The sequence below is a fragment of the Streptomyces ureilyticus genome, assembly GCF_011045025.1.
Classification (GTDB): domain Bacteria; phylum Actinomycetota; class Actinomycetes; order Streptomycetales; family Streptomycetaceae; genus Streptomyces; species Streptomyces ureilyticus.
Genome location: NZ_JAAKZX010000094.1, coordinates 21,455 through 34,993 on the forward strand (window position 1 = coordinate 21,455; position 13,539 = coordinate 34,993).

General features: G+C 65.5%; 15 protein-coding genes. 9 read left to right on the forward strand and 6 right to left on the reverse strand.

The window, feature by feature from the left end; all coding sequences use genetic code 11:
• Positions 1–36: 36 nt before the first annotated feature.
• Positions 37–669: an ATP-binding protein gene (locus G6048_RS26480; protein WP_165342096.1), complete on the forward strand. Its 633-nt coding sequence runs from the start codon at positions 37–39 to the stop codon at positions 667–669.
• A gap of 22 nt (positions 670–691) precedes the next feature.
• On the opposite strand, the gene G6048_RS26485 is transcribed toward G6048_RS26480, so the two are convergent.
• Complete coding sequence (locus G6048_RS26485) at positions 692–1,666, reverse strand: hypothetical protein (protein WP_165342097.1); 975 nt, start codon at positions 1,664–1,666, stop codon at positions 692–694.
• A 311-nt stretch (positions 1,667–1,977) separates the two neighbouring features.
• Between G6048_RS26485 and G6048_RS26490 the strand changes: the two genes are divergently transcribed.
• From G6048_RS26490 to G6048_RS26505, 4 genes are read left to right on the forward strand one after another with little or no spacing between them, the layout of a single operon-like run.
• A complete protein-coding gene (locus G6048_RS26490) occupies positions 1,978–2,667 on the forward strand; it encodes a hypothetical protein (RefSeq protein WP_165342098.1) in 690 nt (229 codons plus the stop codon).
• Positions 2,668–2,684: 17 nt separating this feature from the next.
• The gene (locus G6048_RS26495) at positions 2,685–4,127 is read left to right on the forward strand and encodes a ParB N-terminal domain-containing protein (protein WP_165342099.1); all 1,443 of its coding nucleotides are present in this window, start codon (positions 2,685–2,687) and stop codon (positions 4,125–4,127) included.
• The gene (locus tag G6048_RS26500; protein WP_165342100.1) at positions 4,124–5,944 is read left to right on the forward strand and encodes a DEAD/DEAH box helicase; all 1,821 of its coding nucleotides are present in this window, start codon (positions 4,124–4,126) and stop codon (positions 5,942–5,944) included. Before G6048_RS26495 ends, G6048_RS26500 begins: the two co-directional genes overlap by 4 nt.
• Before the next feature lie 41 nt (positions 5,945–5,985).
• Positions 5,986–6,447 carry a very short patch repair endonuclease gene (locus G6048_RS26505; RefSeq protein WP_165342101.1) on the forward strand — a complete coding sequence of 154 codons (462 nt, stop codon included), beginning with the start codon at positions 5,986–5,988 and terminating at the stop codon, positions 6,445–6,447.
• Here the strand turns inward: G6048_RS26505 and G6048_RS26510 are convergent.
• From G6048_RS26510 to G6048_RS26520, 3 genes are all read right to left on the reverse strand, one after another.
• Positions 6,379–7,728: a DNA cytosine methyltransferase gene (locus G6048_RS26510; protein WP_165342102.1), complete on the reverse strand. Its 1,350-nt coding sequence runs from the start codon at positions 7,726–7,728 to the stop codon at positions 6,379–6,381. The two genes, G6048_RS26505 and G6048_RS26510, sit on opposite strands and share 69 nt — an antisense overlap.
• Positions 7,729–7,936: 208 nt before the next feature.
• Positions 7,937–8,206, reverse strand: coding sequence for a DUF6087 family protein (locus G6048_RS26515; protein ID WP_165342103.1), 270 nt, complete (start codon positions 8,204–8,206; stop codon positions 7,937–7,939).
• Positions 8,207–8,218: 12 nt separating this feature from the next.
• Positions 8,219–9,589, reverse strand: coding sequence for a Tat pathway signal protein (locus G6048_RS26520; RefSeq protein ID WP_165342104.1), 1,371 nt, complete (start codon positions 9,587–9,589; stop codon positions 8,219–8,221).
• Between the two features lie 153 nt (positions 9,590–9,742).
• Between G6048_RS26520 and G6048_RS26525 the strand changes: the two genes are divergently transcribed.
• The 4 genes from G6048_RS26525 to G6048_RS26540 are packed head-to-tail and all read left to right on the forward strand — an operon-like array spanning position 9,743 to position 12,556.
• A complete protein-coding gene (locus tag G6048_RS26525; RefSeq protein WP_235990329.1) occupies positions 9,743–10,009 on the forward strand; it encodes a putative ATP-grasp-modified RiPP in 267 nt (88 codons plus the stop codon).
• A gap of 3 nt (positions 10,010–10,012) precedes the next feature.
• Positions 10,013–11,011 (forward strand): ATP-grasp ribosomal peptide maturase, encoded by a 999-nt coding sequence (tgmB, locus tag G6048_RS26530; RefSeq protein WP_165342105.1) that lies wholly within the window; start codon positions 10,013–10,015, stop codon positions 11,009–11,011.
• Positions 10,989–12,188 (forward strand): ATP-grasp peptide maturase system methyltransferase, encoded by a 1,200-nt coding sequence (gene tgmC / locus G6048_RS26535; RefSeq protein WP_165342106.1) that lies wholly within the window; start codon positions 10,989–10,991, stop codon positions 12,186–12,188. Before tgmB ends, tgmC begins: the two co-directional genes overlap by 23 nt.
• 14 nt (positions 12,189–12,202) lie before the next feature.
• On the forward strand, positions 12,203–12,556 hold the full coding sequence (locus tag G6048_RS26540) for a YrdB family protein (RefSeq protein ID WP_165342107.1): 354 nt from the start codon (positions 12,203–12,205) through the stop codon (positions 12,554–12,556).
• 42 nt (positions 12,557–12,598) lie between these two features.
• Here the strand turns inward: G6048_RS26540 and G6048_RS26545 are convergent, their stop codons facing one another.
• A complete protein-coding gene (locus G6048_RS26545; protein ID WP_165342108.1) occupies positions 12,599–13,000 on the reverse strand; it encodes a hypothetical protein in 402 nt (133 codons plus the stop codon).
• Positions 13,001–13,068: 68 nt separating this feature from the next.
• On the reverse strand, positions 13,069–13,362 hold the full coding sequence (locus G6048_RS26550; RefSeq protein ID WP_165342109.1) for a hypothetical protein: 294 nt from the start codon (positions 13,360–13,362) through the stop codon (positions 13,069–13,071).
• Between the last annotated feature and the right edge of the window lie 177 nt (positions 13,363–13,539).

Sequence of the window (13,539 nt, forward strand, 5' to 3'; positions counted from 1 at the left end):
GCGCAGCACGCGCGTGGCATGGAGGGAGGAGTGGCCATGACCGGCTACGAAGTCACCGCACCCCGACTCCGCTGTGTTCTCCCCTTCGAGGCAGAGCCGGCGGAGGTGCCCCTGCTCCGCAAAGCCGCCGCTGCACAACTCGACCAGTGGGGAATGCGCGAGGCCGCCGAGGAGGCGGAACTGCTCGTCACAGAGCTGGCGACGAACGTCATCAAGCATGTGGGGGAGGGCACTTCGGCGACCTTGATCCTCGAACTGCAGAGGGAGCGGCTCCGCGTCGAAGTGCACGACAAGAGCCGCGAGATCCCGTCTCTCAGGACCACTGACTGCGATGAGGAGTGTGGGCGTGGTCTGCACTTGCTCGCGGCTCTGGCTGTGGACTGGGGGACGGTCCTGTCGGCGGCGGGGAAATCTGTGTGGTGTGAGGTCTCGTTGGATCAGCGCAGCAACTGCCGGCGGGTCGAACGGGCCGTCGGTGCGCTGGAGAAGTACCGAGCGGACTACCCCGCCACAGCCGTGGATGGACGCAGCAAGGCGGTTCTCCTGGAGCAGTCCGCCGTCGAGTTGATTGCGGACTTGCTGCACTGGACCGCCGCCCGGGGGCAAGATCCGGATGACGTACTGGATCGGGCCCAGACGCACTACGAGTTCGAGACGGCTGCTGCCTGACCGTTGGCCTCTCAGCCTGGCCTCATGATGCCCCTTGCTGCGCCGACAGAGCCGCTTGCAGGAGTGCGGCGGCATCGTCAGGTGCTCCGTGCTGGTGAAGCTGGACCGCTGCCCGCATCACATGAGGATCGGGATTGTCCCGTCCGTAGATGTGGATCAATGTCCCTGCTAGTTCGTCCAGTTGACTCTCACGCAAGACGCATACCAGGGCTGCTGTCTCTGCCGGGCTGAGCACCTCTGCGGAGTGGCGCAGCAGGGCCAGAGCGCTGTCTTGCCGGCCGCCGTTCTGCAAGGCTTCGGCCTGGCGGGCAACAATCAGTGCGGCCCGCTTCTCGGGATTACTCTGCTGCCGGTCCCCCCTCGAAGGGGGGACCGGCAGCAGAGCCGCGTGGGTCCGCCTGGCCAAACGGGATCTCTGGCCGGCCCGAATGGCGCGCCGGGCCCTGGTGTTGAGCGTTCGCACCGCTCGAGCCCTCAGTTCCTGCACTTCACGCTTCAAGGCCGCAGCCCCCTCCCGTAGGGCTGCGGCTTCCTTCTGGACTGCGTTGAGTTCGTCCTGGACGGCACTGAGTTCAACAGCGCTTTCGACTGCCTGTTGTTGCAGCTCCTCCACCTCATAGCGCAACTTCACGCAGTCGTCGCATTGCTCGGCAGTGGCCTCGGAGTGCAGCTTCTCCAGCTCGGCGAGCGTGATGCCCCCCTCCTCCATGCCGCCTGCGTCGCTCGCCATCGCGTGGAGCTTCCTGACGATGCCTATGTCTGGCAGGTATTCGGCAGTGAGGTATCTGGACAAGGACGTATCCCTGATGTGCAGCCGGTCGGCTGCCTGCTGCTGCGTCGGGGCGCTGCCGTCGCGGTTCAAGGCCAGCAGGCGGCAGAGTTTCTGCAGTTCACCGGCAAGTGCGCGCTTCCCTGGGGGAACGTCACTGCCGAACTCCTTCTTCCTTGTCCAGGCGTAAGGAGTGCGGCTTCCTTTTGCTCGTGGCATATCAATCACTCACTTCATTCCGGTCCATCTGTAGCGAATTAGCTGAAATCGGTCCTTCATCGGCAGATCTTGTCGACTTCGTGGCCGCGCGCGGCGCAGGTCGGACCAATTGTGCACGACGCAAGGCGAGTTCCGTTCTTGCTGGTTGGTGCGCAAGTGTTCCAGTAGGGACTGATATTCGGTTCTCGGTGGGACACTGTGAGAGCAGCCGCTCGTGGAGCGGGGGGTGGCCAAGACGCTTGTGCCGCTGCGTGAGTTACGCATGCGCGCATACTGCGCCTTTGCCGAAAAGCGTGCGATTCGACAACAGGAGTGAGTAAATGGCGCAGCCGTCCTGGCGGGACACAGGTATCGGAAGCATGGCGCGGGCTGCACTGTGGCTGGTGCAGGAAGTAGGGGAGGGCAACATCTTCACAAAGGCCGAACTGCGCGAGGCGTTTCCGGACGTCGCCCAGATCGACCGGCGTATTCGCGACCTGCGTGACCATGACTGGAAGATCTCGCCGAGCCGTGAAGACCCCACACTCCGTCAGCAGGAGCAGCGGTTCGTGGCCCAGGGGGCGGAGGTGTGGATCCCTGGGAAGTCGAAGGCGCCGAAGCACAAGGCGAGCCTCACGGCCGCACAGCGCACGAAGGTGCTGGACGAGGACGGTTACCTCTGCCGCACCTGCGGAATCGCGGTTGGTGAGGCGTACGAGGAAGGAATCGACCAGGCGGTGCTCAACGTGGCCCGCCGCAAGGTGATCCAGCCCAGCGGGGACACGGCCTATCAGCACATCACCGAGTGCAAGCGGTGTGGGGCTGGAAGCTCGGGCCGGCAGGTTGATCTGGGGCGCGTTCTGGAGCAGGTCGCGGCCCTGTCGCCCATGGAGCAGCGGGTACTTGCTGGCTGGATCGCCGCAGACCGGCGTTCCTTGAGTCCGCTGGACAAGCTTTGGGGGCAGTACCGGACCCTTCCGGAGCCCTCCCGTAAGGCCGTGGCGGACGCGCTCGACGGCGCGAACGACTGAGACAGGACGGAACGGACATGATGCGAGAACTTCCGGCTCCGCCGCGGGCGGACGAGCTGAGCGAACTGATCAAGAAGAAGGTCGCGGAGGCACAGGCGGCAGGCAGTACACGCGAGACGGTGACCGTCGAGTGGAACGAGCAGAAGGCGCACGTCGACGTGATCGACCTGCCCCTCAGCAAGCTCTACTTCAACCCCAGCACGCACCGTATCCGGGCGCAGCGGAGTCATGACGCTGCAAAGGACGAGGAGCTGGACCAGAACCCGTGGAGTGCTGAGAGCCAGGACTACCTCGGTTTCCTGCTCCAGGCCTCGCCGACCGACACCAATCTGCGCGACGTCGACTTCGACGCCCTGAAGGACAGCCTCGAAGAGTTCGGCCAGAACGACCCCGGGCTGGTCACCCACCAGGGCATCGTGGTCAACGGCAACACCCGGGCGGCTGCGCTGCGTGAGCTCGGCGTGCAGTCGATGCGCGTGGGCGTGCTGCCCGAGTCGTTCACGTGGGCGGACATCAACGCCGTAGAGCTGGCCTTGCAGCTCCGCCGGGATCACCGGCGCGACTACTCCTACATCAACCGCATCATCGCCATGGAGGAACAGGCCGCCCTGGGGCGCACGCCTGAGCAGATCGCCAAGGAGTTCCGGATCCAGGTTCGGACGTACCACCAGGAGCGCTGGATCCTGGCTACGATCCGCGAGCTGATCAAGCGCAGCCAGGAAGCCGGCGACGACGGACTCCGGCTGGTCGACTGGGAAGGCGCCCAAGAGCGGCTCAAGGAACTCCAGCGCCTGTACGTGAAGTTGGAGACCCTTGACTACGACCAGGCGGAGATTCTCAAGGAACTGCGCCTGGCCGCCATCCTGCTCAACTTCTCCAAGACCGACGTGCGGCACATCAACGAGGATTTCCTCAAGGAGGGGCTTGAGCAGAAGCTGCTTTCCGCTGGTCCGGCGCTTGAGGAACGGTCGGAGGCCAAGCCGGCGGGTGTCATGATCCCGGGGCTCGGAGTAGCGGTCCCGGCTGCCTCCTCCGCCGTGGCTGACATGAAGGCACTCAACGACCGTCTGCTGCGTGCCGCCGCTGTCGTACGCAGCAGGAGCGAGGGCCCTGACCTCGGTAACGAGGCGAAGGAGCATGCCCAGAGCGTTCTGGACGACGCGAAGAAGACCTTCGACGATGCCATCGAGGCCGCTGGCCGCAGTGCCCGGCTACGCAAGCGCAAGCAGCTCGCGCCGGCCCGGCTCGCCGAGGCGTGCGCCAGCATCGACCAGTGCGTGAGTGACCTGGTGCAGGCCCGCACCTCTCGCAGCCTCGACGAAGAAGCCTTCGATGACGCGGTGATCAAGCTACGTGGCAGCCTGCTAAAGCTCGCCAAGCAGGCCGGCCGCGGCCTCCAGGATCCGGGTGACGGCGTGGCCTGGCTGATGGACGCTGTCGCGACAGAAGGACGACAGTGACAAACGCACCGAGCGAAACGTCCCTGCACCTGGGGTTCGACGAGACGCACACGCGCGTCGTACTCCGGACCACTGAGCGCCACCAGCCGGACCTGGTCCAGTTGGCTGCCCGTTTCCGGACGGGTGGCCAACTGAACTTGCTCAGCGCATCAGTTGCTCTCGATGACTTTCTGGCCAACCTGCAAGTCCTGGGTGACTGGCCCGATCCCAACGGCGTGGAGTGGTCCTCCGCCCTCAGGAAGCTGGCGACCGGCGTCCTCCAGGACGCGCAGACCGTAGAAACCAGGCTGGCGGGCACGGGTACGGCCGGCGAGGTCGATCCGGACGATGTCTGGAGACGGCTCGGCGACAATTGGAAAGGCGAGCTGAGCCCGTTCCAGCGCAGGGACATCGCAAAGCTGCTGTCCCTCCAGCACGGCGCCAACTTCAGCGTGCCTGGGGCTGGCAAGACGCGCGTCGCGCTCGCGGTGTACGCGGCTCAGAAGGCCGCCGGCCATGCGCGTCGCCTCCTGGTCGTCTGCCCGAAGTCGGCCTACGACTCATGGCGTTTCGAGACGTCGGAGTGTCTGACGCACGCGCTGCGCGTCAACGTTTTGGACGGGTCGTTGGACCAATGGGCGGAGGTGCTCGTCGTCAACTACGAACGGCTGGACCGCTCGCTGGCGATGCTGACCGCGTGGCTGGCAGCACAGCCGTCCATGATCATCCTTGACGAGGCCCACCGGATGAAACTCGGATCTCGAGGCACGTACGGTGCCGCGTGCATGGCCCTTGGACCCCATGCGGACCGGCGCCTGATCCTCACGGGGACGCCGGCTCCAAATGGTGCCAAGGACCTGGAAAACCTCTTGGGTTTCGTGTGGCCGGGGCACGGACAGCGGACCGTCGTGCGCGCCGTGGCCGGGGGAGACCTTCGGCACGCAAGTACGGTGCTGCGGCCGTTGTTCACACGGACGACCAAGCAGGAACTCGGTCTGCCTCCTGTTGATCTGAGTATCCGTTACGTCGGCATGCCGCCCCTGCACGATGAGATCTACAGCTCCCTGGTCAGTGGTATGAGCAACGGAGCGGCGAGGGAAGATCTCAGCGCGCTCGGCAAGACGGCTCTGCGGCTTCTCATGGCCGCGACGAGCCCGGCGCTGCTTTTGGAAGGAGCCACGAAGTACGAGCCGCTGGCTTACCAGTTGCCGCCATTGGAGATCCCCCAGGGCGGTTCTCTGTACTCGATGCTGCAGAACCTTCCTGACTACGAGCTGTCACCGAAGTACAAGGAAGCCGTGGCGATCATTGCCGAGAATGCGGCGGCCGGACGTAAGACGCTGGTCTGGACGACGTTCGTCCGGAGCCTTACGACGCTGGAGCGGATGCTCGAGAAGTTCAGTCCTGCCGTGGTCTACGGAGGGACCCCTGACCGGGAGGAGCAGATCCGGCGCTTCCGTGACGATCCGGCCTGCATGGTGCTCATCTCTAACCCGGCGACTCTTGGTGAGGGCATCAGCCTGCACCACCACTGCCATGACGCTGTCTATGTGGACCGTGACTTCATGGCCGGCCGGTTTCTGCAGAGCCTGGACCGTATCCATCGCCTCGGGCTCGCACCAGACACTGAGACGCGGGTTACGGTTCTCGCCGTACGCAATTCCATCGACGAGGTCGTGGCCGCGCGGCTGGAGCAGAAGCTGGCGTTCATGGGGGAGATCCTGAATGACCCCACAGTCCAGCAGCTCGCTGACTTGGAGGAGGAGCCGTCGGTGGCGGCTGGTCTTGCGCCGAGTGACATTGAAGCGCTGCTGAGCCACCTGGGGGGCAACCGGTAGCTGGCTGCGTGCGGCGGACGCAGCGCACTACGATCGGCATTGTGTCCTCCGAAGCCAACTGGGCAGCCCCGGAAGGATCCTGGGCTTCGTCCGCCGCACGCCGTCGCAACATGCAGGCGATCCGCAGCCGCGATACGAAACCGGAATGGCTGATCCGGCGTCTGGTGCATGCTCAAGGGCTCCGTTACCGGGTATCCGCGCGCCCCATACCCGACCTTCGCCGGACGGCGGACTTGGTATTCCGTCCGGCGAAGGTGGCCGTATTCATTGACGGTTGTTACTGGCATGGGTGCCCTGAACATTATGTGCCGCCCAGGACCAACTCCGGCTACTGGTCCGAGAAGGTGCTGCGCAATGTGAAGCGAGACCGGGACACGGATCAGAAGCTCAGCGAAGCGGGATGGCTCGTGCTCCGCTTCTGGGAGCACGAGCAGTCAGAAGCTTGTGCCGACAAGATTGCCGCTACGGTCCTCGCGCGGAGGAGCGGGAGTGGCATCCACTGAAATCGAGAGTTCCATTTGGTGCGGCATGTCACCCAGGGCAGCTGTGCCCGAGGAATCGATATCGTAGGCGCTAAGAAGTTCTTCCCGGTACTCCGGTCGCAGAACAGCCGCGATTGCGCGGCCTACTGCTTCAGCGACCGGTGGAGGGAAGGCATTGCCCACCTGCCGGTACCGCGCTGTCTTTTTCCCCTGGAAACGCCAGTTTCGCGGAAACCCCTGGATGATGGCAGCCTGCTCGACGGTAAGCATAGGGCCGTTATCCCTGAACAAGTCCCGTTCCGGGTCGCATTCGTTCAGGTCGTTGGCCACGCCCATGGCATCTACCCCCATGGCCTCCCAGGCCCTCTTCGCTCGCGTGGGGCCAAGGTCAGCACCGCCATGCTTCCTGGATCCACCGACCAGCGTGGGAGCTACACGACGGCCGGCGGCCGCGGCCTTCCGGGCGGCGGTGAGCCAGTCGTTGTAGACATCCTCTCCCGTCCTCTCGCCAGGCTTGGCCGGCTTACCCCACTCGTTCTTGTCCCAGTACCGGAGGCACCGTTCTCGCATAGTCCTTTTGAGAATTTCAACGACAGTGGGTCCGTCGCCCTTGATGCCCAGCGGCCAGCGGAATTCATCGACGCCGGGATTTGAGATGTCTTCACGGATTGCGACCAGGATGGCCCTGGGGCGCAGCTGAGGAACGCCGAAATCTTTCGCGTCGAGTCGGCGCCATACCTTGCGCATCTCGAGATCCTGAGCTGCTGGAGACAGTGAAGTGTCAATATTGGGGACTGTATAGCCAGCGCGGCGCAATCGATCGAGGATCTTGGTCCGATACTCGATGAAGACTTCCGGAGGCTCGAGCATTCCCCTTACATTTTCAATCAGGACCGCTTTGGGGGCAAGTTTTTCGATGATATCCAGAGCTGCTGGGAATAGATCGCGCTCGTCATCTTCGCCCAGTCTTTTTCCGGCCAACGAAAAAGGGGGGCAAGGGACTCCGCCTGCGAAGAGGTCAAGGGTGTCACCTTGGAAATCAAGAGCCTTGTATGCGTCTGATTTGAGAAAGTCATTGACGTCCATAGGGGCGATGGCCTGGGCTTTTTGCGGCGTCCACCCGGGCCAGCGCCCGACATTGGCTCGCAGAGTACTGACCGCGTGCTGGTCCCACTCGACAAGTGCCAGGTGATCAAATCCAGCATTGTGCAGCCCCACGGCTTGTCCCCCGGCCCCCGCACAGATCTCGATCGAGGTCAGTGGCTTCGTGAACTGCGGTCGCTTCTGGCCGCTGGGGGGCATGCCGCTCCTTCTGGGGATGAGCCATCGTGCTGAGGAGCGTCCGTGCTCGTGGACGATCACTCCGAACCAAGAGTCTCGCACCTACCAGATTTCCCACTGACACCAGTAGGCGGTCGGCCGCTACCCAGGCCAAAACTAGCCCTTGGGTTGCCCGCTGTGCACCGATCAGAAGGCGATTTTCACTCGGTGTGCCGGAGCGCTTGCGGTGCTAGACGCTCGAGCCCTGCCACTCCTGCGCCGTGGCCAGGTCAGGCGCCGTGCCGACCACCTCGTAAGCGAAGCCGTCCCACTCCTCCAGAACGCGCGGCTCGTCGGGTCGGAGGTGCCCTGCGCCCTCTTGGACGGGCCGGTGGCGCCGGTAGATGTCCATGGGCGGGCGGCGCCGCTTGTTGTACGCCGCGAGCGGAGATTCGGCATCAACGCGCGGGACGGCGCGCGGCGGCTGGTTCGGAGGTCCGGGGCGGCGGTGCTTGGCCATACCTAGATGCTCTCAGGCCGCGATCGTGCTTGGCCGGGAGACGGCGAGATCCCTCGCCCTCGTACGCACTTCGTCCACAGCGGGCGCTCCGTAGCCCCGGGCCGAGTCCAGGAGAGTGTTCAGCCTGGAGGCCACGAGCGTGGAGTCGACGCGGGCGGCATCGTCGAGCGCCTTTTGAGCCGCCGCGGCGCCTCGTTCCGCCTGGCCTTCGTCGAATAGCGCGGCGGCCAGCCCGAGGTGGTCCATGACGCGGACTCGCTCGAACCCGGGCTTGCGCAGCGTGAGTGCGTCTTCGAAGTGCACGCTCGCGGACTGGCACTTGTGCCCGAGGTCGGCGAGGTCACGGGCGGAGACCGCGCGGGCGCCGGCGTGTTCGGCGGCGTCGAAGTAGCCCACCCACTCTGGGACCTTGTCGCCGAGCCCGTCGGCCAGGAGCTGGTCAGCAGTACCGAGATAGGTCTCCGCCTGGGATGCCTCGCCGAGAGCCGCGTGCACTCGGCCGGTCTGCGAGGCGACCAGCGCCCTGACCGCTGGCGTCTCAGCCTTCTTGGCGGCGATGCCCAGGAGCCCGAGGGCGTCCGCGGGACGGCCGAGGTAGATCATCTGGTGCGACATGCGGGTGATGATTTCCACTCCGCGGTCACGCTGCCCGGCCTCGCCCGCCGCGTAGATGCCGTAGCTCCAATACCGCTGTGCGGTCGGGTATCGGCCGCAATCGTGGCTGACCCATCCGGCCAGCGCCGCTAGATCGGCTGTCGCTGAGAAGACCCGGGTTCGCAGACTCTTCGGCACGCCATCCTGGATGCGGTTGGCCACTTCGGCGAGCTGGGCGACGATCGCACTGCGGTACAGGCCACCGCCCTTGGAAGCGTCGGCCCTGACGAAGAAGGCGGTAACTTCCTCCAGCGCTTTGACGGTGCCGGAGTCGAAGCCTTTACGACCGTTGTTCAGCGTCCGAGCGGTGCTACCCAGCATCCGTTCGACGGCGAGCACCAGCGGTGCGCCGACGGCGAGCTTCAGGGAATCGCGGCGGTTTATGAACAGGTCCATCTGTGTCCATCCGGCCAGGGTCTGGGCGGCTGCTTCGGTGAGCAGCGGGAGTTGGATGCTATCCAGAACCGGGCCGGCGGTCGTCAGACCGAGATCGCCGGGAGTGAGCGGCTGGTCGACTGCCTCGGAGAGGACTTCAGCGAGCAGGGTGGGGACCGGTGGTCGGGGCTTCTCGCCGTCGATCCACCGCCGGATGCGGGTTGCATCAGGGGCGATCTGCCGGTGCCCCCGGGCTTTGGCGAGTCCGGCGATACGCCGGGCTGCCTCCCCGTGGGACAGGCCCGACGCTGCGATCCACAGCGCCAGGTGTGGATTACCGGAACTGCTGGCCACTTCTGCCTCGCTCCCGTAGTCGCATACGGAGCGTGGCAGTTTCGCCACGCTTCGCGACGCCCACGGTACTGGTCAGAGCCACGGCTGGGCATCGATTCTTCTCAAGCGGCAGCTGCTCGGCTGACCGCTAGGGCACAAGGGAAGGGACAACACATGGCGACGCTTGCACCTGAGGTTCCGTGGGCGATGCGGTTGGTCACGGACCGGCTTCCGGTCGGTCCGCCGTCGTACGCGACCGTGGCGATGGATGCGGACACGCAGACCGCTCGCTACACCAACGCCGCCGGTGAGGTCGTTGAGATGGGGAAACACGGTACGTCGAAGACGAAGGGCACCGCCTCTGTCTCCGGGGGCGGTGACGGGCAGAACCCGCAGCCGCAGACTCAGGACGACAACACCACCGACTACGAGTCGGACTGACCGATGGCCTCCACTGTCCTGGTCGTCACCGCGCTGACAGACGTCACTGCGGACTTGGTCATCACGGCTCTGAACGAGCGTGAGGTACCCGTCGTACGCGTCGACCCCGCCGATGTCGGGCCCGCCATGGCCTTCGCGGCCCACATCGGTCCCGAGAGCACCGCGTGGGACGGGCAGCTTCGTACGGCGAGCCGGGAGGTGGAGTTGGGGGAGGTGGCGGCGGTTTACTACCGCCGCCCCACTCCATATGCCGCCCGGTACCAGCATCTGCCGCCACAGCAGCGGGACTTCGCCGTCGCCGAGGCCAGGCATGGGCTCGGTGGCGTATTGAACAATCTGCACGGCGTGGCATACGTGAACCACCCGGCTGCAGTGACGCGCGCAGATTTCAAGCCTGCGCAACTCAAACGCTTTGCGGAACTCGGCTTGGCCATCCCGCCGACTTTGGTCACGAACGACGTGGAAGCTGCGCGGAAGTTCGCTGCCGAGCACGACCACGTGATCTACAAGACGTTTCGGGGCCTGCCCGGTTCCGAGGACGGGCATACCGGAGCGATTTGGGCCCAGCGTGTCGATCCGGAGGGCTTCGACGATGCACTCGCGGTGACTGCGCACCTCTTCCAGGCTGAGATCCCAAAGACCGGTGACGTGCGGGTCACAGTGGTCGGCAGTCAGGTCTTCGCCCAGCGGATCACCGCTCCGGACGGTGCGCTCGACTGGCGACGTGGCAACTGGGACGACTTGATCCACGCTCCCATCGCCGTCCCGGCCTCGATCGAGGCCGCGCTGCACGCCTATCTGACCTCGTTCGGGCTGGTCTTCGGTTGCTTCGACTTCGCGCTGACCGGAGAGGGGGACGCACCAGAGCATTGGACGGCTATCGAGTGCAATCCCAATGGACAGTGGGGCTGGCTTCCGGACGCGCCGTCCATCACAGCGGCGTTTGCCGACATCCTGAGCAGGAAAGAGAAAGCAGGCCATGGCCATGCCCGCCGATCTTGAGACAGACGCCGCGCGGTTGCGCGATGTGATGGCGAAGACCCTCGCCCAGGACGGGAGTCTCGACCATCCGGCGTGGCGGGCAGCCGTGGAGACAGTGCCCAGGCATCGGTTTGTGCCCGGCTTCTACCTGCCAGCCGATGAGCGCGACGGGCAGGGACTGACGGTGTGGGAGCCGGTCACCGGACAACTCGACTATGGCCGGTGGCTGGCCGCTGCGTACTCGGACACCACGCTCATCACGCAGTTCGACGGCGACGAACCTGACTGGCAGAACCCTGTGGTGCGGCACGGTGGGGCGCCGACCTCGTCGTCCACACTGCCTTCGCTCGTCGTGCGGATGTGGAGGGATGCGGACGTACAGGAAGGGCACACGCTGCTGGAGATCGGCACCGGGACCGGCTACTCCACCGCGCTCGCCTGCGAGCGTCTCGGCTCCGCCGATGTCACCAGCATCGAGGTCGATCCACACCGGCTCGAACAGGCGGCCAACGCGCTATACGGCTGCGGCTACACGCCTACCCTCGCGGTGGCGGACGGGCTGTACGGGTACTGGCCTGAAGCGCGGTTCGACCGGATCGTGGCTGCCTGTTCGTTCCGCGCCGTGCCCCAGGCCCTGGTTGCACAGACCCGACCGGGAGGGAAGATCCTGCTCACCCTCAGCGGCTGGCTATACGGCTATGCCCGAGTTCTGCTGACGGTCGGGGAGGACGGCACGGCCGAGGGCCAACTGCTGCCCGGCACGGTGTCGTTCATGACCGCACGCACGCACTCGGCCCCCGCCTTCGGTAATCCCGCGCACTGGGCTGCGGGCCTGCCGGAAAGGCCTCGGGCAGCCCGACATAGCCCCGAGCGGATCAACGCCTCCACCGAGGAGGCGTTCCACCTCCGGTTTCTCGCTCAAAGCGCTGTGCCCTGCGCCCAGATGGCGAACGTGGGTGAGGTGCTGCATCTGGTCGACGTGGTTACGGGCTCGGCCGCCACCCTCACCCCACGCGACGGCGCTTGGTACGTGCGCGAGGGCGGCCCCGTGAAGCTTTGGACACGTGTCGAGAGCCTTCTCGACGCCTACGACGAGGCCGGCCAGCCAGGACCGGCGACCTTCACCCTGCACCTGGACGACGACGGTCAGTACCTGCGGCATCCGAGGCTGCCCACCCTGCTGTTGCCGAGGCCATGAGGAGACCACACACCATGACCATCCCCGCACCGCTCGGCTGGGCCGCCGAGGGTCTTGCCTTCGTTCTGGAACTGGCGGCGCTCGTGGCCCTGGCTTGGTGGGGGTTCACTCGGCCCGTCTCCCGGCTGGCGTCCTTAGCCCTGGGCCTCGGTGCTCCGCTGCTTGCCGCTGTGATCTGGGGGGCGTTTGCCGCGCCCCAGGCCTCGTTCGCTCTGCCCCTGGTGGGCGTGCTCGCGGTGAAGGCGTTGGTGTTCGGAGCGGCTGTCGTCGCCCTGGTGTCGATCAGGCATCGCGGCCTGGCCCTGTGGTTCGGGGGCGTCGTGCTTCTCGACACGGTGGTGGTCACGGTGCTGCGTGCTGCTGAGTGAGTGCCTTCACCGTGCGTCGTCTGTAGCAGTCGGCCGTACAGGCTAGGTCTTCCGTGCGTCGGCAAGCCTGTCCAGTTCGCGCATAGCCTGGGCGTGGGCGCTCATTCGGAGGGACACGGTGCCGTTCGTGAAGAGTGCCACGCCGACGATCGAGACCGGGACGGACAGGCCGAGTATGGCCAGGGCCTCGGGCCAGTCACGTTCGTTCTGACACCAACCCTCCCTGAATAGGCCCTCGTTGGCCGTACCGCGCTCCGTGAGCAACCGTGATTCGCACTCGTGGGGGAACTGGTCGTCGGGCTCCTCGGCGACCTCGTACGGCGTGAGCAGCAGCCAGAAACACCATGTCCACAGGAGCGCCGCGAGGGACAGCAGGCCGATACCCCAGGAGCGTGTGCGGCTGGCCCGGTCGCGAAAGTCGAGGTCGAACTCACGGGAGCGCATGGCGGACGAATCTAGCAGCGCCGTTCACGTGCTCAACCGGGCCTTGGCCCCGCCTCGATCTCCTGTGATCAAGACGAGGTCAGCTGTGCCTCGTCATCGTCCTCAGGTTCCGGCTCGAACCTGAAATAGATGCGCAGCACGTAGGGCTGGTCTTCGTCGTCCTGCCAGTCCCATGAGACATCTGCCAGCAAGACGTCGTGGTCCCTCACCCACTCATGGGCTTTCCTGAAGGCTTCCGCGGCGGTTACGGCGGGGAAGAACTTGCTGGCCATGGGATGCACCTGAGTCTCAGCATCCGAGTCGTCGAAACCCTGCGGAACGTCTATGCAGAGGTCGGGATCGATCTCCGTGTCGATGTCCATGGACTTGCGGCCTTTCCAGTCGGGTTGCCGGTACGAGTCGACAGAGGCTGGCACTCTGAACGCGACGCCCGGTAAGACGGTCGCAGGCCCGGACGGGTTGCTTCCGGCAACCATGCGGCGAGGTATCGCGGGCCCGCCCCCGCCCACGCCCCCGGGCCCGGGCCGTCAGTCAGGAGC

Bases quoted from the DNA above. Each gene is read 5' to 3' on its own strand.
- G6048_RS26515 (WP_165342103.1), bottom strand. From the start codon at position 8,206: ATGGCCAAGCACCGCCGCCCCGGACCTCCGAACCAGCCGCCGCGCGCC.
- G6048_RS26550 (WP_165342109.1), bottom strand. From the start codon at position 13,362: ATGGACATCGACACGGAGATCGATCCCGACCTCTGCATAGACGTTCCG.
- G6048_RS26495 (WP_165342099.1), top strand. From the start codon at position 2,685: ATGATGCGAGAACTTCCGGCTCCGCCGCGGGCGGACGAGCTGAGCGAA.
- G6048_RS26525 (WP_235990329.1), top strand. From the start codon at position 9,743: ATGGCGACGCTTGCACCTGAGGTTCCGTGGGCGATGCGGTTGGTCACG.
- G6048_RS26510 (WP_165342102.1), bottom strand. From the start codon at position 7,728: ATGCCCCCCAGCGGCCAGAAGCGACCGCAGTTCACGAAGCCACTGACC.
- tgmB (WP_165342105.1), top strand. From the start codon at position 10,013: ATGGCCTCCACTGTCCTGGTCGTCACCGCGCTGACAGACGTCACTGCG.
- G6048_RS26490 (WP_165342098.1), top strand. From the start codon at position 1,978: ATGGCGCAGCCGTCCTGGCGGGACACAGGTATCGGAAGCATGGCGCGG.
- G6048_RS26540 (WP_165342107.1), top strand. From the start codon at position 12,203: ATGACCATCCCCGCACCGCTCGGCTGGGCCGCCGAGGGTCTTGCCTTC.
- tgmC (WP_165342106.1), top strand. From the start codon at position 10,989: ATGGCCATGCCCGCCGATCTTGAGACAGACGCCGCGCGGTTGCGCGAT.
- G6048_RS26480 (WP_165342096.1), top strand. From the start codon at position 37: ATGACCGGCTACGAAGTCACCGCACCCCGACTCCGCTGTGTTCTCCCC.
- G6048_RS26545 (WP_165342108.1), bottom strand. From the start codon at position 13,000: ATGCGCTCCCGTGAGTTCGACCTCGACTTTCGCGACCGGGCCAGCCGC.